The organism is Actinomadura physcomitrii, assembly GCF_008923205.2.
In the GTDB taxonomy this organism is placed as follows: domain Bacteria; phylum Actinomycetota; class Actinomycetes; order Streptosporangiales; family Streptosporangiaceae; genus Spirillospora; species Spirillospora physcomitrii.
In genome coordinates this window covers 1-26,863 of sequence record NZ_WBMS02000036.1, presented here as the reverse complement: position 1 = coordinate 26,863, position 26,863 = coordinate 1, and the positions used below count along the sequence as shown (strand labels likewise).

At 75.0% G+C, this 26,863-nt stretch carries 24 protein-coding genes and 1 tRNA gene; 15 read left to right on the top strand and 10 right to left on the bottom strand.

Annotation, left to right across the window (positions count from 1 at the left end; genetic code table 11):
- Positions 1-75: 75 nt before the first annotated feature.
- The 8 genes from F8568_RS34080 to F8568_RS34045 all read left to right on the top strand — a co-directional run bounded on the left by F8568_RS34080 (position 76) and on the right by F8568_RS34045 (position 9,298).
- Entirely contained in the window at positions 76-1,899 is a 1,824-nt protein-coding gene (locus tag F8568_RS34080) for a methylmalonyl-CoA mutase subunit beta (protein WP_151597814.1), read from the top strand.
- Positions 1,896-4,109: a methylmalonyl-CoA mutase gene (gene scpA, locus F8568_RS34075; protein WP_151597813.1), complete on the top strand. Its 2,214-nt coding sequence runs from the start codon at positions 1,896-1,898 to the stop codon at positions 4,107-4,109. Before F8568_RS34080 ends, scpA begins: the two co-directional genes overlap by 4 nt.
- Positions 4,106-5,089, top strand: a complete 984-nt coding sequence (gene meaB / locus F8568_RS34070; protein ID WP_151597812.1) for a methylmalonyl Co-A mutase-associated GTPase MeaB — start codon at positions 4,106-4,108, stop codon at positions 5,087-5,089. Before scpA ends, meaB begins: the two co-directional genes overlap by 4 nt.
- Positions 5,090-5,168: 79 nt before the next feature.
- The gene (locus tag F8568_RS34065; RefSeq protein WP_151597811.1) at positions 5,169-6,161 is read left to right on the top strand and encodes a GNAT family N-acetyltransferase; all 993 of its coding nucleotides are present in this window, start codon (positions 5,169-5,171) and stop codon (positions 6,159-6,161) included.
- A gap of 156 nt (positions 6,162-6,317) precedes the next feature.
- Complete coding sequence (locus F8568_RS34060; protein WP_151597810.1) at positions 6,318-7,265, top strand: hypothetical protein; 948 nt, start codon at positions 6,318-6,320, stop codon at positions 7,263-7,265.
- 257 nt (positions 7,266-7,522) lie between these two features.
- A tRNA-Asn gene (locus F8568_RS34055) sits at positions 7,523-7,593 on the top strand.
- 24 nt (positions 7,594-7,617) lie between these two features.
- On the top strand, positions 7,618-8,058 hold the full coding sequence (locus F8568_RS34050; protein WP_151597809.1) for an HNH endonuclease: 441 nt from the start codon (positions 7,618-7,620) through the stop codon (positions 8,056-8,058).
- Between the two features lie 220 nt (positions 8,059-8,278).
- Complete coding sequence (locus F8568_RS34045) at positions 8,279-9,298, top strand: coiled-coil domain-containing protein (RefSeq protein WP_202125683.1); 1,020 nt, start codon at positions 8,279-8,281, stop codon at positions 9,296-9,298.
- A gap of 25 nt (positions 9,299-9,323) precedes the next feature.
- Here F8568_RS34045 and F8568_RS34040 read toward each other — a convergent pair whose 3' ends face one another.
- Positions 9,324-10,379 carry a Gfo/Idh/MocA family oxidoreductase gene (locus tag F8568_RS34040; protein ID WP_151597808.1) on the bottom strand — a complete coding sequence of 352 codons (1,056 nt, stop codon included), beginning with the start codon at positions 10,377-10,379 and terminating at the stop codon, positions 9,324-9,326.
- 130 nt (positions 10,380-10,509) lie between these two features.
- On the opposite strand from F8568_RS34040, the gene F8568_RS34035 reads away from it, so the two are divergent.
- Together F8568_RS34035 and F8568_RS34030 are read left to right on the top strand one after the other, a co-directional pair.
- Complete coding sequence (locus tag F8568_RS34035) at positions 10,510-12,156, top strand: FAD-dependent oxidoreductase (protein ID WP_236009785.1); 1,647 nt, start codon at positions 10,510-10,512, stop codon at positions 12,154-12,156.
- A 43-nt stretch (positions 12,157-12,199) separates the two neighbouring features.
- Positions 12,200-13,621, top strand: coding sequence for an ATP-binding protein (locus F8568_RS34030; RefSeq protein WP_151597806.1), 1,422 nt, complete (start codon positions 12,200-12,202; stop codon positions 13,619-13,621).
- A 209-nt stretch (positions 13,622-13,830) separates the two neighbouring features.
- On the opposite strand, the gene F8568_RS34025 is transcribed toward F8568_RS34030, so the two are convergent.
- Positions 13,831-14,232 (bottom strand): VOC family protein, encoded by a 402-nt coding sequence (locus F8568_RS34025; protein ID WP_151597804.1) that lies wholly within the window; start codon positions 14,230-14,232, stop codon positions 13,831-13,833.
- Positions 14,233-14,288: 56 nt separating this feature from the next.
- On the opposite strand from F8568_RS34025, the gene F8568_RS34020 reads away from it, so the two are divergent.
- Positions 14,289-14,747 carry a MarR family winged helix-turn-helix transcriptional regulator gene (locus tag F8568_RS34020; RefSeq protein ID WP_151597803.1) on the top strand — a complete coding sequence of 153 codons (459 nt, stop codon included), beginning with the start codon at positions 14,289-14,291 and terminating at the stop codon, positions 14,745-14,747.
- Positions 14,748-14,826: 79 nt separating this feature from the next.
- Here F8568_RS34020 and F8568_RS34015 read toward each other — a convergent pair whose 3' ends face one another.
- Positions 14,827-15,621, bottom strand: coding sequence for a class II aldolase/adducin family protein (locus tag F8568_RS34015; RefSeq protein WP_202125682.1), 795 nt, complete (start codon positions 15,619-15,621; stop codon positions 14,827-14,829).
- A gap of 145 nt (positions 15,622-15,766) precedes the next feature.
- Between F8568_RS34015 and F8568_RS34010 the strand changes: the two genes are divergently transcribed.
- From F8568_RS34010 to F8568_RS34000, 3 genes are all read left to right on the top strand, one after another.
- Entirely contained in the window at positions 15,767-16,900 is a 1,134-nt protein-coding gene (locus tag F8568_RS34010) for a helix-turn-helix domain-containing protein (RefSeq protein ID WP_151597802.1), read from the top strand.
- Between the two features lie 75 nt (positions 16,901-16,975).
- Complete coding sequence (locus F8568_RS34005) at positions 16,976-17,836, top strand: LLM class flavin-dependent oxidoreductase (protein WP_328601151.1); 861 nt, start codon at positions 16,976-16,978, stop codon at positions 17,834-17,836.
- Between the two features lie 69 nt (positions 17,837-17,905).
- Complete coding sequence (locus tag F8568_RS34000; RefSeq protein ID WP_151597801.1) at positions 17,906-18,235, top strand: DMT family transporter; 330 nt, start codon at positions 17,906-17,908, stop codon at positions 18,233-18,235.
- Between the two features lie 33 nt (positions 18,236-18,268).
- Here F8568_RS34000 and F8568_RS33995 read toward each other — a convergent pair whose 3' ends face one another.
- The 6 genes from F8568_RS33995 to F8568_RS33970 all read right to left on the bottom strand — a co-directional run bounded on the left by F8568_RS33995 (position 18,269) and on the right by F8568_RS33970 (position 24,873).
- The gene (locus F8568_RS33995; protein WP_151597800.1) at positions 18,269-19,132 is read right to left on the bottom strand and encodes a helix-turn-helix domain-containing protein; all 864 of its coding nucleotides are present in this window, start codon (positions 19,130-19,132) and stop codon (positions 18,269-18,271) included.
- An 85-nt stretch (positions 19,133-19,217) separates the two neighbouring features.
- Positions 19,218-19,967: a hypothetical protein gene (locus F8568_RS33990; RefSeq protein WP_151597799.1), complete on the bottom strand. Its 750-nt coding sequence runs from the start codon at positions 19,965-19,967 to the stop codon at positions 19,218-19,220.
- A 185-nt stretch (positions 19,968-20,152) separates the two neighbouring features.
- The gene (locus F8568_RS33985; RefSeq protein ID WP_328601150.1) at positions 20,153-21,562 is read right to left on the bottom strand and encodes an aldehyde dehydrogenase family protein; all 1,410 of its coding nucleotides are present in this window, start codon (positions 21,560-21,562) and stop codon (positions 20,153-20,155) included.
- Positions 21,563-21,681: 119 nt separating this feature from the next.
- Positions 21,682-22,236: a hypothetical protein gene (locus F8568_RS33980; protein WP_151597798.1), complete on the bottom strand. Its 555-nt coding sequence runs from the start codon at positions 22,234-22,236 to the stop codon at positions 21,682-21,684.
- A gap of 6 nt (positions 22,237-22,242) precedes the next feature.
- Entirely contained in the window at positions 22,243-22,650 is a 408-nt protein-coding gene (locus tag F8568_RS33975; protein ID WP_151597797.1) for a hypothetical protein, read from the bottom strand.
- A gap of 84 nt (positions 22,651-22,734) precedes the next feature.
- Complete coding sequence (locus tag F8568_RS33970; protein WP_151597796.1) at positions 22,735-24,873, bottom strand: DUF6077 domain-containing protein; 2,139 nt, start codon at positions 24,871-24,873, stop codon at positions 22,735-22,737.
- 295 nt (positions 24,874-25,168) lie between these two features.
- Here F8568_RS33970 and F8568_RS33965 point away from each other — a divergent pair, with 295 nt between their 5' ends.
- Positions 25,169-25,642: a hypothetical protein gene (locus tag F8568_RS33965; protein ID WP_151597795.1), complete on the top strand. Its 474-nt coding sequence runs from the start codon at positions 25,169-25,171 to the stop codon at positions 25,640-25,642.
- 123 nt (positions 25,643-25,765) lie between these two features.
- Here F8568_RS33965 and F8568_RS33960 read toward each other — a convergent pair whose 3' ends face one another.
- A complete protein-coding gene (locus F8568_RS33960; RefSeq protein WP_151597794.1) occupies positions 25,766-26,818 on the bottom strand; it encodes an ABC transporter substrate-binding protein in 1,053 nt (350 codons plus the stop codon).
- Positions 26,819-26,863: the final 45 nt, after the last annotated feature.

Sequence of the window (26,863 nt, the reverse complement as noted above, 5' to 3'; positions counted from 1 at the left end):
CGGGGCCTGCGGGCCGTTGCGGTGACCGGGACCCGGTCTCGGGCGCGGTGTAGGCGTGCGCTTACCATCCAGGGCATGACGGTGCCGCCTGAAGAACTCGAACTGGCCGCCGCCTTCCCCCCGGCCGAGCGGGACCGGTGGCGGGAGATGGTGAAGGGGGTGCTGCGCAAGTCGGGCGCGGCGACCGAGGAGACCCCCCTCGGCGAGATCGAGTCCCTGCTGACCCGCGAGTCCTACGACGGAGTGCCGATCGCCGCGCTCTACACCCGCGACGACGCCCCGCCCGGACGGCCCGGGCTCGCTCCTTTCGTCCGCGAGGTGCGGCCGGACGGCGAGGGCCTCGCGGGCTGGGACGTCCGGCAGCGGCACGCGCACCCGGACCCGGCGGTGACGCGCGAGGCGGTCCTCGCCGACCTGGAGAACGGCGCCACCTCGGTCTGGCTGCGGCTCGGCGAGGGCGGCACGCCCGTCGCCGCGCTGCCGGAGGTGCTGCGCGGCGTGCTGCTCGACCTCGCGCCCGTCGTGCTCGACGCGGGGGAGCGCTCGGCGGAGGCCGCCGAGGCGTTCCTCGCGCTCGTCGCCGAGCGCGGGAACGGGCCGGACGCGTCGGGCAACCTCGGCGCCGACCCCCTCGGGCTGCGGGCCCGCACCGGCACCGCCGGGTCCCTGGAGGACGCGGCGGCGCTGGCCGTCCGGTGCGTCCGGGAGTTCCCGGGGCTGCGCGCGATCGTCGCGGACGGCACGCCGTACCACGACGCGGGCGGGAGCGACGCCGAGGAGCTGGGCGCCGCGGCCGCCGCCGGCGTCGCGTACCTGCGCGCCCTCACCGGCGCCGGCCTGAGCGTGGACGAGGCGTTCGGGCAGATCGAGTTCCGGGTCGCCGTCACCGCCGACCAGTTCTCCTCGATCGCCAAGCTCCGCGCGCTGCGCCGGCTGTGGGCCCGGATCGCCGAGGTCAGTGGCGCCGCGGAGGGGACGGCGGCGCGGATCCACGCCGTGACGTCGTCGGCGATGATGACGCGCCGCGACCCGTGGGTGAACATGCTGCGCACCACCGTCGCGGCGTTCGCCGCCGGGGTCGGTGGCGCCGACGCCGTCACCGTCGAGCCGTTCGACGCGCGCCTCGGCCTGCCCGATGGCTTCGCCCGCCGCATCGCCCGCAACACCCAGACGCTGCTGCTGGAGGAGTCGAGCCTCGCCCGCGTCGTCGACCCGGCCGGCGGCTCCTGGTACGTCGAGAGCCTCACCGAGGGCCTCGCGCAGGCCGCCTGGGCCTGGTTCACCGAGATCGAGAAGGCCGGCGGCCTCGCCGCAGCCCTCGATTCCGGCCTGGTCGCCGACCGGATCGCCGCGACCTGGGCGCGCCGCCGCACGGACCTCGCCCGCCGCAAGGCCCCGCTCACCGGCGTCAGCGAGTTCCCGAACCTCGCCGAGGAGCTGCCCGAGCGCGACGCCGCCCCGGCGCGTCCCGGCGGCGGGCTGCCCGTCGTCACCTACGCGCAGGACTTCGAGGCGCTCCGCGACCGGTCCGACGCCCACGCCGAGGCCACCGGCGCCCGCCCGAAGGTGTTCCTCGCCACGCTCGGCCCCATCGCCGTCCACACGGCGCGCGCGTCGTTCGCCGCCAACCTGTTCCAGGCCGGCGGCATCGAGACCGTCACCGGCGCCCCCGAGGAGTTCTCGGCGTCCGGCACGGCCGTCGCCTGCATCTGCTCCAGCGACAAGCTGTACGAGGAGCAGGCCGCCGAAGCGGCGCGCGTCCTGAAGGACGCCGGTGCTGTGAAGGTCTGGCTCGCGGGTAAGGGAACCTACGAGGGGGTCGACGCCCGCGTGCACGCCGGATGCGACGCGATCGAGGCGCTGCAGGCCACCCTCCGCGATCTGGGAGTGAACGAATGATCCCCGACTTCACCGAGATCGACCTCGGGACGGCGCCCCCCGCCGACGCGGCCGCCGAGCGGTGGCGCGCCGCCGTCGCCGACGCCACCGGCAAGGACCCCGAGGCCCACACCTGGGACACCCCGGAGGGCATCGGCGTCCCGCCGCTGTACACCGCCGATGACCTCGCCGGGCTCGACTTCCTCGGCACCCTGCCGGGCATCGCCCCGTACCTGCGCGGCCCCTACCCGGCGATGTACGCCACCCAGCCGTGGACGATCCGCCAGTACGCCGGGTTCTCCACCGCCGAGGAGTCCAACGCCTTCTACCGGCGCAACCTCGCCGCCGGGCAGAAGGGCCTGTCGGTCGCGTTCGACCTCGCCACCCACCGCGGCTACGACTCCGACCACCCGCGCGTGGCCGGCGACGTCGGCATGGCGGGCGTGGCGATCGACTCGATCTACGACATGCGGCAGCTCTTCGACGGCATCCCGCTGGACCGGATGAGCGTGTCGATGACCATGAACGGCGCGGTGCTGCCCGTCCTGGCGCTGTACATCGCCGCGGCCGAGGAGCAGGGGGTGGAGCCGGAGGGCCTCGCGGGGACCATCCAGAACGACATCCTCAAGGAGTTCATGGTCCGCAACACCTACATCTACCCGCCGGCGCCGTCGATGCGGATCATCTCCGACATCTTCGCGTACACCTCGCAGCGGATGCCGAAGTACAACTCCATCTCGATCTCCGGCTACCACATCCAGGAGGCCGGGGCCACCGCCGACCTGGAGCTGGCCTACACCCTCGCCGACGGCGTCGAGTACATCCGCGCGGGCCGCGAGGCCGGCCTGGACATCGACGCGTTCGCGCCGCGCCTGTCGTTCTTCTGGGCGATCGGCATGAACTTCTTCATGGAGGTCGCCAAGCTGCGCGCCGCGCGCCTGCTGTGGGCGAAGCTGGTGAAGCAGTTCGATCCGAAGAACCCGAAGTCGCTGTCGCTGCGCACGCACTCGCAGACGTCCGGCTGGTCGCTGACCGCGCAGGACGTGTTCAACAACGTCGCCCGCACCTGCGTCGAGGCGATGGCCGCCACCCAGGGCCACACCCAGTCGCTGCACACCAACGCGCTGGACGAGGCGCTCGCGCTGCCGACCGACTTCTCCGCCCGCATCGCCCGCAACACCCAGCTGCTGCTGCAGCAGGAGTCCGGGACGACCCGGACGATCGACCCGTGGGGCGGCAGCGCCTACGTCGAGCGCCTCACCTACGACCTCGCCCGCCGCGCCTGGGGGCACATCACCGAGGTCGAGAAGGCCGGCGGCATGGCCAAGGCGATCGACGAGGGCCTGCCGAAGCTGCGCATCGAGGAGGCCGCGGCCCGCACCCAGGCCCGCATCGACTCCGGCCGCCAGCCCGTCATCGGCGTCAACAAGTACCGGCCGGACGCCGAGGAGCGGATCGAGGTCCTCAAGGTCGACAACGCCGCCGTGCGCGCCCAGCAGATCGAGAAGCTGCGGCGGCTGCGCGAGGAGCGCGACGAGACCAGGACGCAGGCCGCGCTCGGCGCGATCACGGCCGCGGCGGAGGCCGCCGAGAACGGCACCCGCCCGTCCGACCTGGACCACAACCTGCTCGCCCTCGCGATCGACGCCGCCCGCGCCAAGGCGACCGTCGGCGAGATCTCCGACGCGCTGGAGAAGGCGTACGGGCGGCACGCCGCGCAGATCCGTACGATCTCCGGGGTGTACCGGGAAGAGGCCGGAGCGGTGAGCGGCATCGAGAAGGCGCGCGCCGCGACCGCCGCGTTCGAGCAGGAGGAGGGCCGCCGGCCCCGCATCCTCGTCGCGAAGATGGGCCAGGACGGCCACGACCGCGGCCAGAAGGTGATCGCGACCGGCTTCGCCGACCTCGGCTTCGACGTCGACGTGGGCCCGCTGTTCCAGACGCCGGGCGAGGTCGCCCGGCAGGCGGTCGAGGCCGACGTGCACATCGTCGGCGTCAACTCGCTCGCCGCCGGGCACCTCACGCTGGTGCCCGCGCTGCGCGAGGAGCTGGCCGCGCTCGGCCGCCCCGACATCATGATCGTCGTCGGCGGCGTCATCCCGCCGCAGGACTTCGACGAGCTGCGCGCCGCCGGCGCCGCCGCGATCTTCCCGCCCGGCACCGTGCTCGCCGACGCGGCGCTCGGCCTGCTGGACGAGCTGACCGCGAAGCTGGGGCACCCCGGGCGGTGAGACCGGAGCTCCAGGACTACGTCTCCGGGGTCCGGGACGGGTCGCGGGCGTGGATCGCGCGGGCGATCACGCTGGTCGAGTCGGCCCGTCCCGACCACCGGGAACTGGCGCAGCGGCTGCTGACCGAGCTGACCCCGCACACCGGCAACGCCCGCCGCGTCGGGATCACCGGCGTGCCGGGGGTCGGCAAGTCCACGTTCATCGACGCGCTCGGCACGAAGCTGACGGGGGAGGGGAACAAGGTCGCGGTGCTGGCCGTCGACCCCTCCTCCACCCGCACCGGCGGCAGCATCCTCGGCGACAAGACCCGCATGCAGCGCCTCGCCGCCGACCCGGACGCCTTCATCCGCCCGTCCCCGACCGCCGGGACGCTCGGCGGCGTCGCCAAGGCCACCCGCGAGGCCATGGTCGTCATGGAGGCCGCCGGATACGGCGTCGTCCTCGTCGAGACGGTCGGGGTCGGGCAGTCCGAGACGACCGTCGCCGAGATGGTCGACTCGTTCCTGTTCCTCACCCTCGCCCGCACCGGCGACCAGCTCCAGGGCATCAAGAAGGGCGTGCTGGAACTGGCCGACGTCATCGCCGTCAACAAGGCCGACGGCGACCACACGATGGAGGCCAGGCGCGCCGCCCGCGAGCTGTCGGGCGCGCTGCGGCTGCTGCGCAGCGGCGAGCGCTCCCGCGCCACCCCCGTGCTGACCTGCAGCGCGCGGGAGGGCACCGGCCTCGACGAGGTATGGGACGAGATCGTCGGGCACCAGGAGCGGCTCCGCGAGTCCGGCGAGCTGGAGGCGCGGCGCCGCCGCCAGCGGGTCGGCTGGACGTGGGCGATGGTCCGCGACCGGCTGCTCGGCGAGCTGCACGCCCATCCCGCCGTCCGCGACCTCGCGCCCGGCCTGGAGAAGAGCGTCGCGGACGGGACCCTCCCCCCGGCGCTCGCCGCCGAGCGGATCCTGGAGGCGTTCTCGCGCGATCGCTGAGGGGCCCTTCGGGCCGTCCGGAACCACAGGTTGCCCGGGCTCCCGGTCGCGGTCGGCGGGGATCAGGTACAACAGTCGGATGGACGTCATCGCGCTCGATGATCCGACGGACGCGCAGATCCGGGAGTGGCACGCGGTGCTGGCCGCCGTGCACGCCGCCGGCCCGGCGGGCGAGCCCGCGCCGGAACCGGAGCAGACGGCCGAGCGGCTCCTCGGCGGCGATCCGGGCTCGCGGCAGCGGCTGTGGGCGGCCCCCGACGCCGGCGCCGACGGCGGCGGGCTGGCCGGCGTGGCCGCGCTGCGGCTGCCCGGTGAGCCGGGCGCGGACCGTCCCGCCGAGATCGACATCCAGGTCCGGCCCGGGTACCGCCGCCGCGGCCTCGGCCGCCGGCTGCTCGCCGCCGCCGCCGAGGGCCTGCGCTCCGACGGCCGCACCAGCGTGATCGCGCAGGTCCACGCCGGCACCCCGGCGGTCCCGTTCCTGGAGTCGCACGGCTTCGAGTGCGTGCTGGTGCTGCGCGGCATGCTGCTGCGGCTGGACGAGGTCCCCCGCGAGCGCGTCGCCCGGCTCGTCGCGGAGGGGCCGGCGGGCTACCGGCTGATCCGCTGGAAGGGCGTCGTCCCCGACGAGCACGCCACCGCCCTCGCGCACGCCAAGCACGCCATGGCCGACCTCGCCGAGTACGAGGGCGCCCCCTGGGACGCGCACCGCGTCCGCGAGACGGCCGAGGTGGTCGCCAAGCGCGGCGACGACCTCTACACCGTCGCCGCCCTCGACGCCTCCGGCACGGTCGTGGCCGGCTTCACCGAGGTCGTCGTCCCGCACGACGCGGCGGGCCGCGCCGCCCAGTACGACACGGCCGTCGCGCCCGAGCACCGCGGCCGCCGCCTCGGCATCTGGGTCAAGGCCGCGATGCTCGAGTGGCTCGCGGCGGAGCGCCCGGAGGTGCGCGAGATCGAGACCGACAACCTGGGCGACAACGAGCACATGCTCGCGGTCAACGAGGAGCTGGGCTTCCGCGTCGAGCGCGAGTCCCTGGAGTACCAGGCGCCCGTCTCCGTCCTCCCCTGACCTCCTCCCCTTCAGGGCCCGCGCCGAGCGGCGGGCCGCCCCCCGACCGACCCTTTATCCACAGAATCCGGTTCTGGTTCCGCCCGACGGTGCCTGCGGCCACCCTGGATCCCGGGTGCGGCAGGGGGCCGCGCCCGAGAGCGGGGGAGGCGGCCCATGGGCGGGCGGTTCATGCTGGAGGTCCCGGCGACGGTGACCACGCGGTTCCTGGTGGCGACCCAGGCGCGGACCCTCCCCGGCCCCGGGCGCCTCCCGGACGCCATCGGCGACGGCGCCCTCGCGCGCGAGGCCGCCGCGATGCTCGCGTCCGCGCGCCTGGTCGTCGAACCCGTCGCACGCCCGTCCGGCGAGCTGAAGGCCCGGTTCCACCGGCTCGCGGCGCCGCCCGGCCGGCTCGGGACGGTCGTCGGCGCCCGCCGGCACATCGCGGTCACCGCCGCCGGCCCGCCCGCCGGGCAGCCGCGCTCCGCGCAGGCCGCCCGGCTCGCCGCCCGCGCCGTCGCCGCCGCCGTCCGCGGCACCGTCGCCGACCTGGACTCCCGCCGGATCCTGCCCGGCTCGACGCCGCCCGCCGAGCCGGAGGCGTTCGCCCTCGGCCACGTATGGGTGTCGGTCTTCGTCGCCTTGGACCCGGGCGCCGGCGCCCGGGTCCGGATCGACACGGCCGGGCTGCACCGCTTCGGCCTGCCCGAGGTCGCCGCGCGGCACGTCGCGTTCGGCGACGTGCTCACCGCCGCCCACCTCGTCCGCGGGCTGGCCTGGCAACTGGTCGCCGAGCACACCGCGTGGCTGCGCCGGGGCCACCGCGACCGCGCACGCGGCACCCGCGGGGAACGCGCCGTGTCCGCCGCCGACGTGCTGCGCTTCTGGGGCACCGGGCCGCCGGGCCGCGCCTGCGGCGACCGTGGAGCAGCCACCGTCCGCCTCGGGTGGACGGGCACCGACTGCCCCGACTGCCGGGCCGCCATCGAGCTGATCCCGGCCACCCGCCCGCCGGCCTACGCCCCGCCCGGCGCACCGACCCCGCCCGGGGACCCGGCGGAGGACCGGTGGTGGCGCGCCGCGGCCGAGGCGATGCCCCAGATCACCCGTCCCGCCCTCTGACCACCGAGCCGCGTCCTCGGCGGGCCTACGATCGCGTCGCGCGGTGCGCCTCGCCTCGGCCGGCGCGGGCAGCCGGGCCGGTGTGGCCGTGCGTCGCCGCGTCCTCCGGCGGTGCGTCCTCCGGCGGTGCGTCCGGTGGCACCGGAAGGCGGCGGTTCGAAGTGGGCGGGAAAAACCGTTGCCCTTGCGGGTCGTGCGTCGGCATTCTGATGGAGGCTTCCGGGAAATGCCCGGAAACCGGAGAATTACCGGAACATTGTCTCGTAGTTCAACGGCAGAACGCCGCACCGTTAATGCGGTTATCCAGGTTCGAATCCTGGCGGGACAGCGGCCCGGGGTGGGAGGTGACCCGGTGAACGTGCTCGTCCTGAACGCGTCGTACGAGCCATTACAAAAGGTGGACCTGCGGCACGCCATCCGCATGCTGGTCCGCGAGGTCGCCGTCGTCGAGGAGGCGGAGGAGGGCCGGATGTTCGGCGGCTTCCCGGTGCCGCGGGTGCTGAGGCTCGTCCGGTACGTCGCGATGCGGTGGCGGCACGGCCGCCGCCCGCCGTGGAGCAAGCGCGGCGTCTACCTGCGCGATCGGGGCCGGTGCGGCTACTGCGGGCAGCGCGGCAACACGATCGACCACGTCCACCCGCAGTCCCGCGGCGGCGGCAACACCTGGGAGAACACCGTCCTGGCATGCGGCCGCTGCAACAACCGCAAGGGGGACCGGACGCCCCGCGAGGCCGGGCTGCGGCTGCGCTGGGAGCCCCGCGTCCCGCGCTGGGAGGACCTCGTCGGGACCTGATGGGAAGCCGCCGGGCCCCTCCGGCGGCACGGGGGAGGGGCCGGACCGCCCGCAGGCGGTCCGGCCCTCTTCCCTGTCATCCGCGGTGTTCGGGCTGACTTCGGTTGACTTCGAGTGACTTCGGGTGACTCGCTGTAGCCCGCCGGAATGCCGGAGGGTTTGTGGTGATTGTGGTAACGTGCCCGCCAATCTCCGACCCCCTGTTATCCGGGAGTGATCTGTGGCGGCCTTCGGTCCCTTCGGCAGGACGGCGCGCCCGGCCGGCGGGCGCCGGGCGGCGCGGCGGCTCGCGGTGGCCGTCCTCGCGGTCGGGATCTCGGCGGCGCTCCCCCCGGCCTCCGGCGGCGCGGCCCGCGTGCCCGCCGAGCCGAAGAAGGACCTCAAGAAGGAGTACGCGAAGCTCAAGAAGCGCGCGGACACGCTGTCCAAGCAGTACCGCGGCGAGCTCGTCTCCCTCGAGGAGGCGAAGAAGGCCGCCGAGCGGGCGGGCGCCGACGCGTCGCGGGCCGACCGGGAGTACGGCGCGGCCCGGCTGTCCGTCGCGCGCATCGCCGCCACCACCTACATGACCGGGCGGCTGGACGTCATCCCGCTCGTCACCTCGGGAGACCCGTCCTCGGCGCTGCGCGACGCCTCCGTGGTCGAGCACATCAGCCAGGACAACGGCCGCCGCGTCCAGAGCCTCGAGCAGCTGAACGCCAGGGCCGCGCAGTCGCACCGGACGGCGCAGGCGAAGCTGGACGAGGTGCGCAAGGAGATCGACGACCTGGAGGGTCAGCGCGCCCGCGTCAAGAAGCTGCTCGCCAAGTACAGGCCCGAGGTGCCGCAGGCCCCGGCGGGCGGCGGCAGGCCCGACGGCGTCTCCGGGAGCAAGTCGCCGATCGTCGGCAACTCCATGACCGCGCGGATGCGGACGGTCCTGCTGGAGATCGACGGGAAGTTCGGGCCGTTCCCCACCATCGGGTGCTCGCGTCCCGGCGACCCGCAGGACCACGGTTCCGGCACCGCCTGCGACTTCATGGAGAGCACCGGCGGGAAGATGCCGAGCGCGTCCGCCAAGGCGCACGGCGACCGCGTCGCCCAGTACGTGATCGACAACGCGTCCCGGCTCGGCATCAAGTACGTGATCTGGCGGCAGCGCATCTACGACATGCGCGGCAGCGGCGGATGGCGCCAGATGGAGGACCGCGGCAGCGTCACCCAGAACCACTACGACCACGTGCACGTGTCCGTGCTGTGACGCGCGCCCGTCCCGTGGCGGGCGGTCACTCCGGGCGGGTGCTCACGACGGTGCCCTCGCCGGCGGAGCGGACCGCGGCCTCGATGACCTCCAGGCCCGCGATCGCGTCGGCGAGCGTGACCGGCGGGGGCGCCTCGCCGCGCAGCGTCCGCGCCACCGCCGCGTAGAACTCGTGGTAGGCGCCCGTGGCGGTCGGCTCCGGGCGGTCGTCGCCGGGCGTGCCGGTCCGCCCGTACGACTCGGGCGGCGCGATGCCGTAACCGGGGTCCTTCGGGGTGAGCCCGTTGCGCAGCGCCTCCTCCTGCCCGTCCATCCCGCTCACCGTGTAGGCGGCGCGGTCGCCGAGGACGCGGAACCGCGGCCCGAGACTCGCGGCGGTCGCGCTCATCCACAGGTGGGAGCGCGTCCCGCCGCGGTGCTCCAGCGCCACGAACACGTCGTCGGGCGCCGCCGCGCCGCGCCGCCGCGCGTCGATCTCGGCGTAGACGCGCTCGGGACGGCCGAACAGCGCGATCGCCTGGTCGATCAGGTGGGAGCCGAGGTCGTAGAGGATGCCGCCGGCGTCGCGCGGGTCCGTGCTCTCCTTCCAGCCCGCCCGCACCTCGGGCCGCCACCGCTCGAACCGGGACTCGAACCGCAGCACGTCGCCGAGCGCGCCGGAGCCGGCCAGCCGCAGCACGGTCCGGTAGTCGCCGTCCCAGCGCCGGTTGTGGAACGGGATCACCGGCAGCCCGCGCACCGCGCTCAGCGCGGCGAGGGACCGGGCGTCCGCCGCCGCCGCCGCGACCGGCTTGTCCACGACGGCGGGGAGCCCGGAGGTCAGCGCGGTGCGGGCGAGCGGGACGTGCTGCCGGTTCGGGGCGGCGACCACCACCAGGTCGTAGGCGCCGGACACCTCCCACAGCCGGTCCGCGCTGGCGAGCACCGTCGTCTCCGGGTAGCGCTCGGCGACGGCGCGCTGCCGCTCCGGGTTCCCCGTGACGACCGCGGCGAGCCGCATCCCCGGCACCGAGGAGATCAGGGGCGCGTGGAACACCGAGCCCCCGGTGCCGTATCCGATCAGCGCAACACGCAGGTCCATGCGACGATCATTACCGATGCGGTCCCGGCCCCGGGGCGCCGGGGTGGCGGCCGGCCGGTGCGGACGGGGGCGCGGCGCGGCCGGGCCACGTAGGCTTCGCCCGGGGATGTCATGGGATGAGGGGGACGCGTTGTCCAAACCAGTGCTGCTGACCGTCGACGACGATCCGGGCGTGTCCCGGGCGGTCGCGCGGGACCTGCGCCGCCGGTACGCCGAGTCGTACCGGATCGTCCGCGCCGAGTCCGGGCGGCAGGCCCTGGAGGCGCTGAGCGAGCTGCGGCTGCGCGGCGACGACACGGCGGTCCTGCTCGCCGACCACCGGATGCCCGAGATGAACGGCGTGGAGTTCCTCGAACGCGCCATGGACCTGTTCCCGTACGCGCGCCGGGTCCTGCTGACGGCCTACGCCGACACCGACGCCGCGATCCGCGCGATCAACGTCGTCGATCTGGACCACTACCTGCTGAAGCCGTGGAACCCGCCGGAGGAGAAGTTCTACCCGGTGATCGACGCGCAGCTGGACGCGTGGCGGCGCACCGACCGGTCCCGGCCCGCCGAGCTGCGGGTCGTCGGGCACCGCTGGTCGGCCCGCTGCTACGAGGTCCGCGACTTCCTCGCCCGCCACCAGGCCCCCTACACCTGGCTGATGGACACCGACCCGGAGGGCGCGGAGCTGATCGCGGCGGCCGGCTCGCCGGAGCTGCCGCTGGTGGTGACGGCCGGCGGGGACACGCTGTGCGCGCCGTCGGACGCGGAGCTGGCGTCGGTGATCGGGCTGCCGAGCACCCCGTCCACCGGGTTCTACGACCTGATCGTGGTGGGCGGCGGGCCGTCCGGGCTCGGCGCCGCGGTGTACGGGGCGTCCGAGGGACTGAAGACCGTCGTGGTGGAGCGCCGCGCGCTCGGCGGGCAGGCCGGGCAGAGCTCCCGGATCGAGAACTACCTCGGCTTCCCCGACGGGGTCACCGGCCAGCAGCTCGCCGACCGGGCGCGCCGGCAGGCCGACCGGTTCGGCGCCGAGCTGCTGCAGGCCGGGGAGGTCGTCGGGCTGGAGGCGCGCGGCACCGCCCGGGCGGCGCGGCTCGCCGACGGCACGGAGATCGCGGCGCACGCCGTCATCCTCGCCAGCGGCGTGTCGTACCGGCGGCTGAACGCCGAGGGCGTCGAGGACTTCGTGGGCCGCGGCGTGTACTACGGCGCGGCGCTCACCGAGGCGCCGTCGTGCGCGGACGAGGAGGTCGCCGTGGTCGGCGGCGCCAACTCCGCCGGCCAGGCGGCCGTGCACCTGGCCAGGTACGCCAAGAAGGTGCACATCATCGTCCGGGCGGACGGCCTGGAGAAGTCGATGTCGCACTACCTGATCGAGCAGATCCGGCAGACGCCCAACATCGAGGTGCACACCGGGAAGACCGTCTGCGCCGCGGAGGGCGCCGACCGGCTCGAGCGCCTCACGATCGCGTGGCCGGGCGGGAAGAAGACCATCGACGCGCACTGGCTGTTCGTGTTCATCGGCGCCGAACCGGGCACGGACTGGCTGGACGGCTTCGTCGAGCGCGACGAGCGCGGGTACGTCGTCACCGGCCCCGACCTGGTCGCCGGCGGGCGCCGCCCGGCCGGGTGGCCGCTCGCCCGCCAGCCGTACCACCTGGAGACCAGCGTCCCCGGCGTGTTCGCGGCGGGGGACGTCCGCGCGGAGTCGATGAAGCGGGTCGCGTCCGCCGTCGGCGACGGCGCCATGGCCGTCGCGCTCGTGCACCGCTATCTGGAACAGGCGTGAGCCGGGGGGCGTGGGGGTCGTCCCCCCCTCGAAGGAGGCACGAATGAGCACTACCGCGTCGCCGGAGGAGCTGCGGTCGCTGTTCCTCTTCGAGGACCTCGACGACCAGAAGCTGGAATGGCTGTCGGCGTGCGGCACCGTCGCCGAGGTGCCGGCCGACGGCGTGATCTGCGCGCAGGGCGATCCCGCCGAGTTCCTGTACGTGCTGCTCGACGGCGAGATGGTGATGAGCCAGCAGGTCCGCGACCACTCGGTCGAGACCAGCCGGACGTCGCGCCCCGGCACCTACGGCGGGGCCGTCCAGGCGTACCTGGACGACCAGATCGAGCAGAAGTACCAGCACACGCTGAGGGCGACGCGGCCGTCGCGGGTGTTCGTGCTGCCGGCCCGCAAGTTCAGCAAGGCCGTCCGCAAGTGGTTCCCGATGGCGACGCACCTGCTGGCCGGGATCTTCTTCGGGATGACGAACCTGCGGCGGGCCGTCGACCAGCGCGAGCGGCTCACCGCGCTCGGCACGATCACCGCGGGCCTCACCCACGAGCTGAACAACCCGGCCGCCGCGGCGGCCCGGGCCAGCGCCGAGCTCGGCGACCGGCTGGTCGCGGCGCAGAAGACGCTGGCCGACCTCGCCGCGCAGGGCGCCGACTGCACGCGGCTGGCGGCGCTGGTGGCGCTGCGGCCCACGCTGCCCGCGGCGCCGAGCGGGCGGCGCAGCCCGCTCGAGGTCAGCGACGCCGAGGACGAGCTGGGCGACTGGCTGGACGAGCACGGCGTCGCGGACGCCTGGGACCTCGCGCCCGGCCTGGTCTCCGCCGGGATCGGCGTGGAGCAGGCCGAGGAGGTCGCGCAGGCGGCCGGGGAGCACCTGCCGTCGGCGATCCGGTGGCTCGCCGAGGTGATGGAGGTCGGGCAGCTGCAGGCGGAGATCTCCGAGGCGATGGACCGGATCACGGCGCTGCTGGACTCCGCCCGCCAGTACTCGCAGCTGGACCGGGCCGCCTACCAGCGGGTCGACCTGCGTGAGCTGCTGGACAGCACGCTGACGATGCTCAAGCGCAAGTTCGGGCCGGGCGTGGCGGTCAAGACCGTCTACGACGAGTCGCTGCCGCCCGTCCCGGTGTACGCGGCGGAGCTGAACCAGGTATGGACGAACCTGATCGTGAACGCGCTGTACGCGATGGACGGCCAGGGCACGCTCACCATCCGGACGGCCCGGGTGAACGACCAGGCGATGGTGGAGATCGCCGACACCGGCTGCGGCATCCCCGAGGAGAACATCGACCGGATCTTCACGCCGTTCTTCACCACGAAGCCGGTGGGGCAGGGGACGGGCCTCGGCCTCGACATCTCCTGGCGGATCGTCGCGGACCGGCACGGCGGCGACATCAAGGTGGAGTCGCTGCCGGGCGACACCCGCTTCCAGGTGCTGCTGCCGCTGGCCGAGGCGACCCGCGACGGGGACTGAGAGCGCCGGTCCTGTCATTTCCCGGCGGGTTGGCGCGTTCCTTTTCGTCGATGGGGGACAAGCGCCCGTCTCCGGGTGCGTGATGTCCTTTGGGGCACGGGCTCACACCGGGCTCGGCCCGGCGGAACCTCCCCCCGCCGGGCCGGGCGCCCGTCCCGCGACGCCCGCGCCGGCACCCGCTCCCGCGCTGATCCCCCTCGGGGGCGGGGTCAGTACGACTGGAGTTCCAGCAGGTTGCCGCCGGGGTCGCGCAGGTGCGCGGTCCGCAGCCCGGGCCCCCATTCGGGGCGGTCCGCCGGCTCGGCGACCATGACGGCGCCGAGCGCGGCCAGCGCGGCGGCGGCCTTGCCGACGTCGCCGACCCGGAACACCAGCATCGAGCCGTCCTGCCCGGACGGCGCGGGCAGGCCGGCGGTGCCCACCGTCTCGGCCATGCGGGCGCGTCCCATCACGACCAGGACGCACTCGCCTTCGAGGTCCCAGTTGGCGTACTGCGCGTCGGGGAGCATCTTGACCGGCCGGATGCCGAGCAGCTCGTCGAGCGCCGCGGCGTAGAACCGGGCGCAGGCGTCGAAGTCGTCCACCAGCAGGCGCGGGTAGAGCGCGTCCATGCCGCCTCCAATTCGTGGGTGTGCACCAATGATGGGTGTAACCCTACAATAGGGCCATGGACGACACCGCGGGCCCGCTGCCGCCCCGCCTGCTCGGCATCACCACGTTCGTGCTGGCGCAGGTCGGGCGGGCCGGCCGCGTCCGGATGGGGCGGCTGATGGACGAGCACGGGCTCGGCCTGTGGCACTTCGCCGTGCTGTCCGCGCTGGACGACGCGTCCCCGGCCTCGCAGCGGGAGCTGGGCACGCGGCTGCGGATCGATCCGAGCGACCTGGTGGAGGTGGTCGGCCGGCTGGAGGCGGCCGGGTTCGTCCGGCGCGAACGCGACCCGTCCGACCGGCGCCGGTACGTGGTCGAGCCGACCGAAGCGGGCCGCGCGGAGCTGGACGCGATCGGCCGCCGCGCCGCCGAGCTGGACGCCGACCTGCTGGCCCCGCTGTCGGCCGCGGACCGCGCCGAGTTCGGACGCATGGCGCGCGTGCTCCTGGCGTACCACGACCCGAGGGCCCGCTGAGCCTCCGGCGGGCGCGGGGCCCCGGGCATGCCGCGGCCCCGGCGCGAACGGGGGGTGCGCCGGGGCCGCCGAGCCGGGGTCAGTCGAACAGGTCGGGCTGCTCGCGGCTGATCTGGTCGTAGAGCGGCTGGTAGTTGATCCAGCCGACGAGGTCGTTGCCGATCTGCTCGTGGGTGAGGACCGCGTTGTCGTGCTCGATCGGCACGACCTGGCCGGCGGCCTTCGCCAGCAGCTGCACCTGGCACGAGCGCTCCATCGTGATGAACCACCAGGCGGCGGCGTCGACGGTGTCGCCGACGGTGAGCAGGCCGTGGTTGCGCAGGATGACGGCCTTGTACTCGCCGAGGGCGGCGGCGATGCGCTTGCCCTCCTCCAGGTCGGTGACCACGCCGGTGTAGTCGTCGAACAGGCCGTGGTCCTGGTAGAAGGCGCACACGTCCTGCGTGATCGGCTCCAGCTTCTGGCCGAGCGCGGAGATCGCCCGGCCGTGCGTGGAGTGGCTGTGCGCGGCGGCGACCACGTCCGGACGGGCCTGGTGCACCTGGGAGTGGATCGCGAACGCGGCCTCGTTCACCGGGTAGCGGCCCTCGACGACCTGGCCCTGGTGGTTGACCAGGATGAGGTCGCTGACCTTGATGTGCTTGAACGACATCCCGAACGGGTTGACCCAGAAGTGGTCGGTGCGCTCGGGGTCGCGGGCGGTGATGTGCCCGGCGACGCCCTCCTCGAAGCCGAACTTGCCGAAGATCCGCAGCGCGGCGGCGAGCCGCTCCTTGCGGTGCCGGCGCTCGTCCTCCACGTTGTCGAAGGTCGGCGGCAGCCGGAAGATCAGGTCGGTGGGCAGCTTCTCCAGGAACTGCTCGTCGTCGGACATCGGCGAACTCCTCGGGCTCTGGGCGGGACACCGCCGGGCACTACCGCAAGCGAACACCGGGCGGCGGGCGGCCCGCTAGGGGAGGCGGCCCAAGCCCGGCCCGGCTCGTTGTCCGATGAGGACAACGGCGGGGGACAATGGCGGCATGGAGTCCAGCGAGGGCGGCCGGTTCCTGCGGCTGGTGAGCGAGCACGGCGACGACCCGGAGCTGCTGGAGGGCGCGGTCCGCGCCGCGCGCGGCCGGTCGGAGATGGTGGCGGCGCTGCCCGAGGAGGAGACGCGCCGGCACACCCGGGCGCTGCTGCGGGGCGTGCTCGCCGCGCTGGCGGACGGCGTCCCCGGCGAGGAGCTGCTCGCCGCCGCCGAACGGCTCGGCTCGGACCGGGCCCGGCAGGGCGTGCCGGTCGCGGCGTTCCTGGACGGGTTCCAGGCGGGCCGGGCGCACCTCGTCCGCACGCTCATCGCGGACGGCCGCCGCCGCGGGGTGCCGGACGCGCTGCTGCTGGACGGCGTCAGCCGCATCGACGAGATCAACACCGCGCTCGTCCACCGGATGGTGCACGCGCACCGGGTCGCCGAGCTGGAGATGGCGCGCACGACGCGGGAGGGCCGCGTCCAGATGCTGCGGCAGCTGCTGCACGGCGAGTCCGTCCCCGTCCTCGCCCCGCTCGACCCGGACGCCGAGTACCACTGCGTCGTGTCGGACGTCAGCGACCCGGCGGTGGCCGCCGGGCTGGAGGCGCGCCTGGCCGCCGCGGGCCCCGCCCTGTGCGGGCTGGTGGACGGGCGGCTCGCCGCGCTCGTGGCGCGGCTGCCGGCCCCCGTCCGGACCGGGCCGCTGCTCGTCGCGGCGCCGCCCGCGCGGCCCGGGGCCGTCGCGCCGCTCTACGACCTGGGACGCCGCGCCCTGCGCGCCGGCGCCGCGGCGGGCCTCGCCGGGCTGCGGGAGCTGGCCGGCCTCGCGCTGCTCACCGTCACCGAGGCCGAGCCCGACCTCGGCGGGCTGCTCGCGAGCGGGCTGCTCGGCGGCCTCGACCGCGACGACCCGTTCCACCGGGAGCTCGCCGCGACCGCGCTCGCCTACCTCGGCCACGGCGGCCGGATCGAGCCGACCGCCGCCGCCCTGCACGTCCACGGCAACACGGTGAAGTACCGGGTGCGGCGGTTCCAGGAGCTGACCGGCGGTGCGCTGCTCGACCCGTCCGGCGGGACGGCGGTGGAGCGGACGGCGCACTGGTGGTGGGCGCTGCGCCACTGGCTCGCCGCGCCGGGCGGGTGACCGGCCGTCGGTGCCGGGTGATGGGATGGGAGGCGGCGCCCCGGGCGGGGCGTCCGGGAGAGGGACGGGGGAGCAGTGAGCGCACCGCGGATCAGCACGGTGATGTGGCCGATGCAGTCCTGGCCGGAGGCGGGCGAGCTGTGGCGGCGCGCCGAGGAGCTGGGGTTCCACCACGCCTGGGTCTACGACCATCTGGCCTGGCGCGGGACGACGCCCTGGTACGACGCGTACACCACGATGGCCGCCGCGGCGGCCGTCACCTCGCGGATCCGGCTCGGCACGCTGGTCACCTCGCCGAACTTCCGGCACCCGGTGCCGGCGGCGCACGCGATCAGGACGATCGACCATGTCAGCGGCGGCCGGCTCACCGTCGGGATCGGCGCCGGCGGGACGAGCCGGCGGTCCGACGCGGGCGTCCTCGGCGGCGCGGACTGGACGCCGCGCGAGCGCGCGGACCGGTTCGCCGAATGGGTCGGCCTGCTCGACCGGGTGCTGCGCGACCCGGAGACCACCGCCGAGGGCGCGTTCTACACCGCGCGGGACGTGCTGTCGGGCCCCGGCTGCGTCCAGCGGCCCCGCGTCCCGTTCGTGATCGCCGGCGACGGGCCGCGCGGCATGCGGCTCGCGGCGCGGTACGGCTCCGGCTGGGTGACCAGCGCGCACGGGGACGGCGCCGAGCCGTTCGGCACCGTCCGCGAGCGGCTGGCCAGGCTCGGTGACGCGTGCGAGGCGGAGGGCGGCGCACCCGCCGAACGGATCCTGCTGACCGGGTTCAACGGCGAGCCGTGGCTGGCGTCGGCCGAGGCGTTCGCCGACCTCGCCGGCCGCTACGCCGATCTCGGCATCACCGAGATCGCCCTGCACTGGCCGCGCCCCGGTACCCCGTGGGACGCCGACATGAAGGTGTTCGAGGAGATCGCCGCGCAGGGCCGGTGAGCCCGCCGCGCCGCGCGGGGCGGCGGGCTCACCGGGCCGTGCCCGGGATGACCCGGTTAGACTCCTGCGATGCCGTACGTCCTGCTGGCCTTCGCGATCGCCTCCGAGGTCACCGCCACGTTGGCGATGCGCGCGTCGGAGGGGATGAGCAGGCTCGGGCCGTCCGTCCTGGTGGTCGCCGGCTACCTGATCTCGTTCGCGTTCATGGCGAAGGCGCTGACGTCGCTGAACGTCGGGCCCGTCTACGCGATCTGGTCCGCGCTCGGCACCATCGGGGCGTTCGCCGGCGGCGTCGTGCTGTTCGGCGAGCAGGTCCGGCCGCTGACGATCGCCGGCGCGGTGATCATCGTCGTGGGCGTGATCGTGATGAACCTCGGCGGGGGAGTGAGCCGGGGCTAGTCTAGGCCCCGGCGCCGGGGCGGGCCCGCGGCGTCAGGGCGCCGTCCGGGCCGGCTCGGCGGCGGTGGTGAGGCGCTGCTGCTCGAGCATGCCGCCGAGCAGCTGCGACGGCGTGCACCCCGCCAGCGCGCGGAACTCCCGGTTCAGGTGGGCCTGGTCGTAGTAGCCGCAGACCGCGGCGGTCTCCGCGAGGCCGACGCCGCCGCGCGACAGCAGCCCCACCGCGCGCCGGAACCGCAGGACCCGCCCCATCACCTTCGGCGGCAGCCCCGCCTGCTCGGTGAACCGCTGGGTGAGGTGCCGCCGGCTCCACCCCACGTCCGCGGCGAGCCGCGCGACCCCGACCGCGCCGCCGGTGCCGTCCAGCAGCCGCCACGCCCGCGCGACCTCTGGGTCGGGCACGGGGCCGATCTCCAGCCGGCGCAGCAGGAACGCGTCCAGCAGGTCGAACCGGGCCGCCCAGCACGGCGTCGCCGCGAGCCGCTCGACGAGCGCCGCGGCGCCCGGGCCGAGCAGGTCCGGCAGCTCGACGGCCGCGTTGGTGAGCCGGGCCATCGGCACGCCGAGCAGCGTGTACGCGCCGAGCGGGGTGACGTCGAGCTGGACGCCGTGCTGCCCGCCCGGGGTCGTGTACTCGCCGTGGCCGTCGTGCATGCCCGCGACGAACGACCCGTACTCGGTGCCGGTGTCGGACGGCGTCGCCAGCCGCATCGGCGGGCCGAGGTTGACGATGACGACGGCGGTGCGGGTCGGGAGCGTGCGCATCCGGGACGGGACCGCCACCGGCTCCCAGTACCCCTGGTAGACGCGCAGGAAGGGGCGCAGCGCGGGGTGCGGGCGGCCGCGCGCCTCAAGCCAGCCTCCCCGGTCGCGGATCTCGACCGGCCTGTCGACCATGCCCCCAGTACTACCACCCGCCGCCGACACAACGCCGCCGCCGCGTTCTCCTCGGGCGGCCCGGCCCGGACCACGGTGGGCGGGCTCACTCGTACATCTGCCCGCACACCGCGATCCGGGCCAGGTCGCCCCAGGTCATCGTGGTGATCTCGCGGACGTAGGAGCGGGCGGGCGGCTCCCCGGGCCCGGCCGGCACGGGCACCCGCGCGCCGTCGGACGCGTCCCAGCCGCCGAGGCTCCCGGCGACCGCGCACTCCAGGTACGTCGCCGGGTCGAAGTTGTACCAGCGGGCCGGGGTGGCGCGCGCCCCCGAGCCGGGCGGGCGCGGCGCGTCGACGCCGAAGCGCGCCTGCGGCCCCGGCGGGGCGGCGAGGAAGTCCTCCAGGTCGGCGACCTGGGACAGCACGACCCGCTCCCAGTCGGCGTACCCGCCCGGCTCGTCACCGGGCAGGGACAGGTCCTTGGTGCTCCACGCCGGGTCGAAGTCGGCGGGCGGCGTGGTGGACGCGGCGGCGAACATCGCCGCGACGTCGTCGGGCTCGAGGCGCTCGTTGCCGCGCAGCGGAGCCGACACCTTCCACAGCGCGCGCAGGAACGCCGACAGCGACCACGAGGCGGCGCGGGCCTCCTGGCCGAGGTGCAGGAAGATCAGGTAGAGGTCGCGGTTGGTCCGGACGGACGGGCCGGGCGGCCCCTCCACCCAGTACGTCTGCTTGTGCGGGACGCCGCTCTCCAGGGCCAGGACCTGCGCGAGGGCCGAGACCCGGGAGTCGTGCGCGGCCACCTGGAACGTGTTGCCGAGATCGTCCTGGCGGATGACGTCCCACGTCTGCATCCGGCTCCTCCACGGTCGGCGGTGCGGTCCCGGCGTCCCCTGCTCAGAGAGTGTGCCATCGCGGCAGCGGACCGCCAGTAGTGGTGATGTCACTTTCCGGACTCGAAGTCGTGACTTTCCGCACATGTCGACCGGCGTGGCGGGGCGCCGCGCGAGGGGGCCCCGGGCCCCCTCGCGCGGGCCGCTCAGCGCTTCGAGCGGTGGATCACCTGCATCTCGGTGAAGCCGTACAGGCCCCACGGGCCGTTCTCGACGCCGACGCCGCTCCACTTGAAGCCGCCGAACGGCTGGTGCGGCGCGAGCGCGAGGTGGGTGTTGACCCAGGCGGTGCCGCATTCCAGCTCCGCGGCGACCTCCGCGGCGCGGTCGGCGTCCGCGCTCCACACCGAGCCCGACAGCCCGAAGTGGGTGCCGTTGGCGCGGGCGAGCGCCTCGTCCAGGTCGGTGTACTTGATGACCGGCAGCGCGGGCCCGAACTGCTCCTCGTCCACGATGCGGGCGCCGTCGGCGATGTCGGCGAGGATCGTCGGCTCGAAGAAGTATCCGGGGCCGTCGATCGGCTTGCCGCCGGCCGCCGCGCGGGCGCCGCCGGCCAGCGCCTCGGCGACCAGCTCGCCGACCCGCTCGTACTGCGGCCTGTTGTTGATCGGCCCGTACTGGACGCCCTCGTCCATGCCGTTGCCGACCTTCGCGGCCTTCGCCTGCTCGGCGAGCGCGTCGACCACGTCGCCGTACAGCGCCTCCGGCACGTACACGCGCTTGATCGCCGAGCAGACCTGGCCGTTGTTCTGGAACGCGCCGCCGAACAGCTTCGGCGCGACGGCCGCCGGGTCGGCGTCGTCCAGCAGGATCGCCGGGTCGTTGCCGCCGAGCTCCAGCGTGACCCGCTTGAGGTCCGGTGCGGCGGCCGCGGCGACCCGCTTGCCGGTGGCGACGCTGCCGGTGAAGCTGATCTTGCGCGGGACCTCGTGCGCGGTCATCCAGGCGCCCAGCTCGTCGCCGCCGGTGACGACGTTGAGCACGCCCGGCGGCAGGACGTCGCGCAGCACCTCGCCGAGCTTCAGGCTGGACAGCGGGGTGAACGGGGACGGCTTGAGCACCATCGTGTTGCCGGCCAGCAGCGCGGGCGCGATCTTCCAGACCGCCAGCAGCAGCGGGTAGTTCCAGGGGGTGATGGCGGCGACGACGCCCATCGGGCGGCGGACGACCTCGACCACCGCGTTGTCGTCGTCCTGGATGACCTCGCGGGGCAGGTCCAGCTCGGCGAAGTACTTGAGCCACACCCCGGCGCCGACGACCTCCATGGTCCCGTCGGCGAGCGGCTTGCCCTGCTCCAGGGTCAGGATCCGGCCGATCTCCTCGGACCGGGCGAAGAGCACGTCGGCGGCGGCCAGCAGCGCCTTGCGCCGGGCCGCCTCGTCGCGGCGCCACGCGGGGAAGGCGGCCTGCGCGGCGGCCATCGCCGCGTCCAGCTGCTCGCGGGAGGCGTCGGGCGCCTGCTCGGCCACCTCGCCGGTCGCGGGGTTGATCACTCCGAAGGCGGCGGGCGCGGCCACCGCCGCGCCGTCGATGGTCATCGCGAAGTTCTCGGGCACGTTGCTCCTCCGCTCGGGGGGCGGCTAACCGAATCGCGTTCAGTATTCACCCCGAGCCGCCCTCTTGACGAGCGGCCCCGGCGCCGGATCCGGGCCGCGGCCGGGGCCGCCCGTCACCGTCAGGCGGCGAAGATCCGCTCCAGCAGGTCGCGGTACCCGCGCAGCGCCAGCCGGAGCCGCTCGGTGTCCGGGGCTCCGTGCCGGGCGGCCTCGTCGGACAGCGCCCGGCGGTGCGTCCCCGCCGAGCGGCTCAGCGCCTCGACCGCCTCGGCGGCCAGGGCGTCGGCCGCCCGGACGGACTCGGCCGGGTCGTCGACGAAGCCGGACTGCACCTCGTGCCAGCGCTGCCGGAACCGCTCGGCGTCCGCCGGGTCGAACAGCCGCTCCGGGACGCCGCCGAGCCCGGCGGGCGTCGGGTGCAGGCCGGGCCGGGCCCCGCCGGGGGCGGGACTCGGGAAGCCGGTCGCCACCTCGTCCTCGGCCAGCCCCGCGGCGGGGACCGGGTCGGGCGAGGTGTCCTCGGCGGGGTCGCACTCCGCCGGCGCCGGCGGAGGACCGGCGACGTGCACGTCCCCGGCCGCGCCCGGGTCCGCGGTCCCGGCGGCGCGGGCCCGCTCGTCCGCTGCCGCCCCGCCGGCAGGGGACGCCGCCTGCTCCGGTGACCTGTGCTGCATCGGCGCTCAGCTCCTCGTGGTGCGCTCGTCGTCGCGGCCGGTGCGCCCGTCGCCGGGCTCGCCGGCGCGCGGGCCGGGCACGCGGGCGGCCTCGCCGTCCGCGCCGCGCCGGACTCCTTCCCCGGGGGCCCCGGAAGCGGGGCCCTGAACGGCGTCATCGGGGGCGGTGCGCTGGACGGGAACCGACAGCAGGTCCTCGAACAGGGCGCGATTGTGCACCATGGCCTGCCGCAGCTCCTCGGTGGACGCCTTCCCCTCGGCGGCGCGCCCGCCGTGCCGCTGGACGGCCCGGTCGTACTCGGGGCCGAAGCGCCCGCGCAGCCGCCGCGTCCGCGCCCGCCTCCGGGCGAGGAGCACGACCGCGGCGACGGCGGCGATGATCAGGGCGATGACGACCATGACGGCGGTCGACATTGTCTGTCCTCCAACGTGCGTCGGATCGAATGGAGCGCCGATGCCCGGACAGACGCGGTCGAAACAGACCTAAAGGGAAAAGGCCTAAGGGGTGCGGGGTCCCTCGCCGGAGAAGAGGCAGACCAGCCGGCCGACCCGGCGGCGAGCGGACAGCCCGGCCTTCTCCAGCAGGGCCAGCCCGCGCAGGTCGCGCGGGTGGGCGCAGGCGACGGCGACCCCGGCGCGGCGGATCGCGCCCCGGAGCTCGACGAGCGCGGGCTTGCGGCCGCCGGGCCGGCGCACCGCCGCGGTCAGCACCTGCCGGTCGGTCGCGAACCGGGCCGGGACGGGCAGGTTCCGCAGGTAGTGCCCGTTGGGGTTGGCCGCGTGGACGCGGGCGGTCAGCAGCGGCACCGCCCGCATGTAGCCCTGCGGCATCACCACCACGCCGCCGGTACGGGCCAGGTCCACGACCCGGCGGGCCGTCCCCACCTGCCCCGGCGGGAGCTTCCACGACGGGCGCGACGCGACGAACGAGCCGTTCTCCGCCGACCAGAGCGGCGTGCCGCCGACGACCATCGTGACCGCCAGGGCGGCGGCCGGCAGAGCGGCGGCGAGTACGCCGGGCGCCCGCCGCCCGCCGGCGGGGACGGGGACCCGCACCGTGGCCAGCAGCCCGATCAGGACGGGCGCGGGCACCACCCACATCGTCCGCCACAACACCTGGCCCGCCCCCGTCGCGTCCGCCGCGAGGCGCAGGACGCCCGGCACCAGCAGCAGCGCGATCACCGCGGCCACTCCTGCGCCGATGAGCGCGGGGACGCCGCGCCGCGCCGTCCACGGCGCGAGCCACAGCGCGCACCCCGCGAGGACCCCGGGCGCGGAGTACAGCAGCACCCACCGGAAGTCGTCGGAGGCGTCGCCGACGAATCCCGTGACGGTGGTGTCGTGGTCCTGCAGTGTGACCACCGCGCCCGCCGCGATCGGGTAGGTGAGCGCGACGCAGGCCGCCAGGCCGGTCCGGACCCGTCCGGACGCGATCAGCGGGACCGCGGCGGCGCCGACGGCCAGCGGCAGCACGAACGCGGCCGAGGAGGTCAGCCCGGTCGCGGCGACGCCGCAGGCGGCGAGCATCACCAGGTCGCGCCGCCTCCGGCGCTCGGCCCAGCGCGTGAGGCGGACGTACAGCAGCGGGATGAGCGCCGACACCATCACGGCCTTGCCCTGCCACATCCGCAGCAGGTGGAACGAGCCGAGCGACGCGGGGCCGAGCCCGGACCACAGCAGGTACACGGCCGCGACCGCGAAGCACGCCGCCGCCCGGCGCGGCGCCCACGCGCGCGACAGCCGCCACGCGGCCCACACCGCGATGAACGTGACGACCGGCAGCAGCACGTAGTACACGAAGGACGCCGCCGGGACGCCGGCGATCCGCGCGAGGCTCCCGGCGAGCACCTCGATGGACGAGACCGGAGGCTCGCCGGCGACCGGGCCGGCCGTCCCGGAGGTGAAGATGGCGTCCTTGAACGGGATGCGGCCGAGCGCGGCCGTCGCGACGGACCGGGAGACGAAGTAGGCGTCGTCGCCGTCGGAGTTGACGACGAACAGGGACGCGGCCGAGAAGCCGGCGGCGGTGGCGAGCGCGAGCGGCGTCCCCCGCCGGCTCGCGGGCGCCTCCGGGGCGGAGGTCTCACCGGACCCGGTGAGTGTGCGCGCGGGGGACTCGTCCGTGGAGCGCTCGTGCGCGGCTGTGGCGTCCGGTGCGGCGTCCGGTGCGGGCGGCGCGGCGGCGGAGAAGCGGCGGCGGAGCAGCAGGCAGGCGGCGGACGCCGCCGCGGAGACCAGCCCGAACGTCCAGGCGCACCACCACGGGGCGCCGGACGTCTGCAGGCCGGCGCAGGCGCCCGCGACGATCCCCGCCACGACCGCGACCAGGGCGAGAGCGCGCGGGGGAGCGGGGGAGCGCGCGGCGGCGGGCTCCGGCCACAGCGGCCCGGCTCCCGGGCCGTCCCCCCGCCCGCGCAGCGCCCACGCGGCGGCGGCCGCGGCGGACAGGCCGAGCCAGCACGCGAGCAGCGCCCAGGTCGGCGGCCGCAGCAGCAGGCCGGCGTGGTAGACGACCGTCCACACCGCGAACAGCAGGACGGCGGCGTCGACCGCCCCGTCCACGGCGCGTCCGGTGCGGTCCGCGTCCGGCGCGGTGCGGCCGTGCCCGCCGGCGGCGGGCACCCTCAGTCCGATCATGCTTCCCCCGAAAGCGATGGCGTGCCGTCGTGCTCTGTCTTCGCCTTTCTTCGCCGCAGAGGCGGAACGCGTTCGCGGCGGCCGCGGACTTGATCTTGTTGCGTAGGACGCCCGGCCCGCCGGAGCGGTTGGCGTGGCGCGGCCGATTCCTGGAGGTCCGCTGAACGTTCGCTGCAAACCCCCCGGTCATCGCACCCGAGGGGCAATAGGGACGGATTTACTGCGCTACGCCTGGTGCGCGTGTTCTGATGGACCGGTACCGGAAGGGCGCGCGTTCGATGGGATGTGATGCGCGGTGCGCCACGCGTTCGGCTTCGTCCTCGGCCTCCTGCTGACCCCCGCGCTGGCGTACGGCGCCGCCTGGGGTTTCGTGCAGGGCGGGCAGTCCTTCGACGGGACCGGCCAGGAGATCACCGACCGCACGCGCATCTACGGGGCGTTCGCGCTGCTGGCCGCCGTCGGCCTCGTGACGGGCGTGATCATCGTGGCGCGCTGGGCGTCGCCGCTCGTCTCGCTCGTGCCCGCGCTGGCGCTGCTCGGCTTCTCGGTCGCCTTCCTCATCGATCCCGGCCGCGTCCTGGACCTGCCGTCCAAGGTGCCGCCGTCGGGCGACATGGACGACGGGCTGCGGACGCTGCTCGGCTCGGGGATGTACGCGATGATGGGCTTCGCGCTGCTGATGCCGTCGTGGGCGCCGCGCCGCTGGGGTTCCGGCCGCCGCGACGACGAGGCCGCCGACGTGGACTTCTACTCCGCCGCGGGCCGCTGACGACCCGCGCCGCGGGCGGGGACGGCGGCCGTCCCCGCGCGGGACGCGCCACCGCGAACGTGAGCGGGCCGGACCTCCGCGCAAGGTCCGGCCCGCGTCCGTCGCGCCCTGGGGCGCCGTCCGTCAGGACTGCTTCGCCTTGGTGACGAACTGGGTCGTGTAGGTCTTCGACAGGTCGACCTGGTCCTTCTTGCCCTGCACGTTGGGCGAGAACTGGGCCAGTACCTCCAGCACGTTCTTCGCCCCGTCGGCGGGCATGACGCCGTCGCCGTTGAACATGCTGATCGAGTCGGTGATCGCCTGCTCGTACAGCTTCGGGTCGCCGCCCGCGTAGTCGGCCGGCATCTTCGCCGCGATCTCCGCCGGCTTGTGCCCCCCGATCCAGCCGAGCGTCTTGACGAACGCGTTCGCGAGCTTCTGCACCGTCTCGGTGTGCGACTTCACGTACGAGCAGTCCATGTAGAGCGAGCCGGACGGGTAGAGCCCGCCGAGCGCCTTGCGGGTGCCGTCCTCGGTCCGCATCTCCACCATGACCTTCGCCTTGCCGGTGGAGACCAGCTTGGCGATCGTCGGGTCGGTGGTCATGCCGGCGTCGATCCCGCCGTTGTCGAGCGTGGAGATGAACGCCGGGCCGGCGCCCGCCTTCACCGTGGTGTAGTCCGAGGTCTTCACACCGTTGCGGACCGCGAGCGCCCGGGTGATGAAGTCGGTGGACGAGCCCGGGCTGGTCACGCCCAGCTTCTTGCCCTTGAACGCGGCGGGCGACGCGAGCGAGGCCGCCTTCTTGGACGCGACCATCTCCGCCTCGCCGGGCACGTCGGCCATCTGCACGACGCTCTGCACGCACTTGCCCTTGGTCTGCAGGTCGATGGTGTGGTCGTAGAAGCCGACGACGCCCTGCACGTCCCCGGAGATCAGCACGTTCTCGGCCTGCGCGCCGGCCGGCTCGGTGAGCAGCTGGACGTCCAGGCCCTGCTCCTTGAAGTAGCCGAGCTGCTCGGTCAGCTTGGCGGGCAGGTAGATGACCTTGTCGATGCCGCCGACCATGATCTTGACGGTGCCGCCGTCCTTCCCGCCGCCGTCCCCGCCGCCGCGCGAGTCGCGGCAGGCCGAGACGGACAGGGCGGTGACGGCGGCGACCGCCGCGGCGGTGACGCGGATCGGGGTGGTGCGCATGGTGGTTCTCCCGGTCGTGCGAGGGGGTGGGGTCGTGCGAGGGGT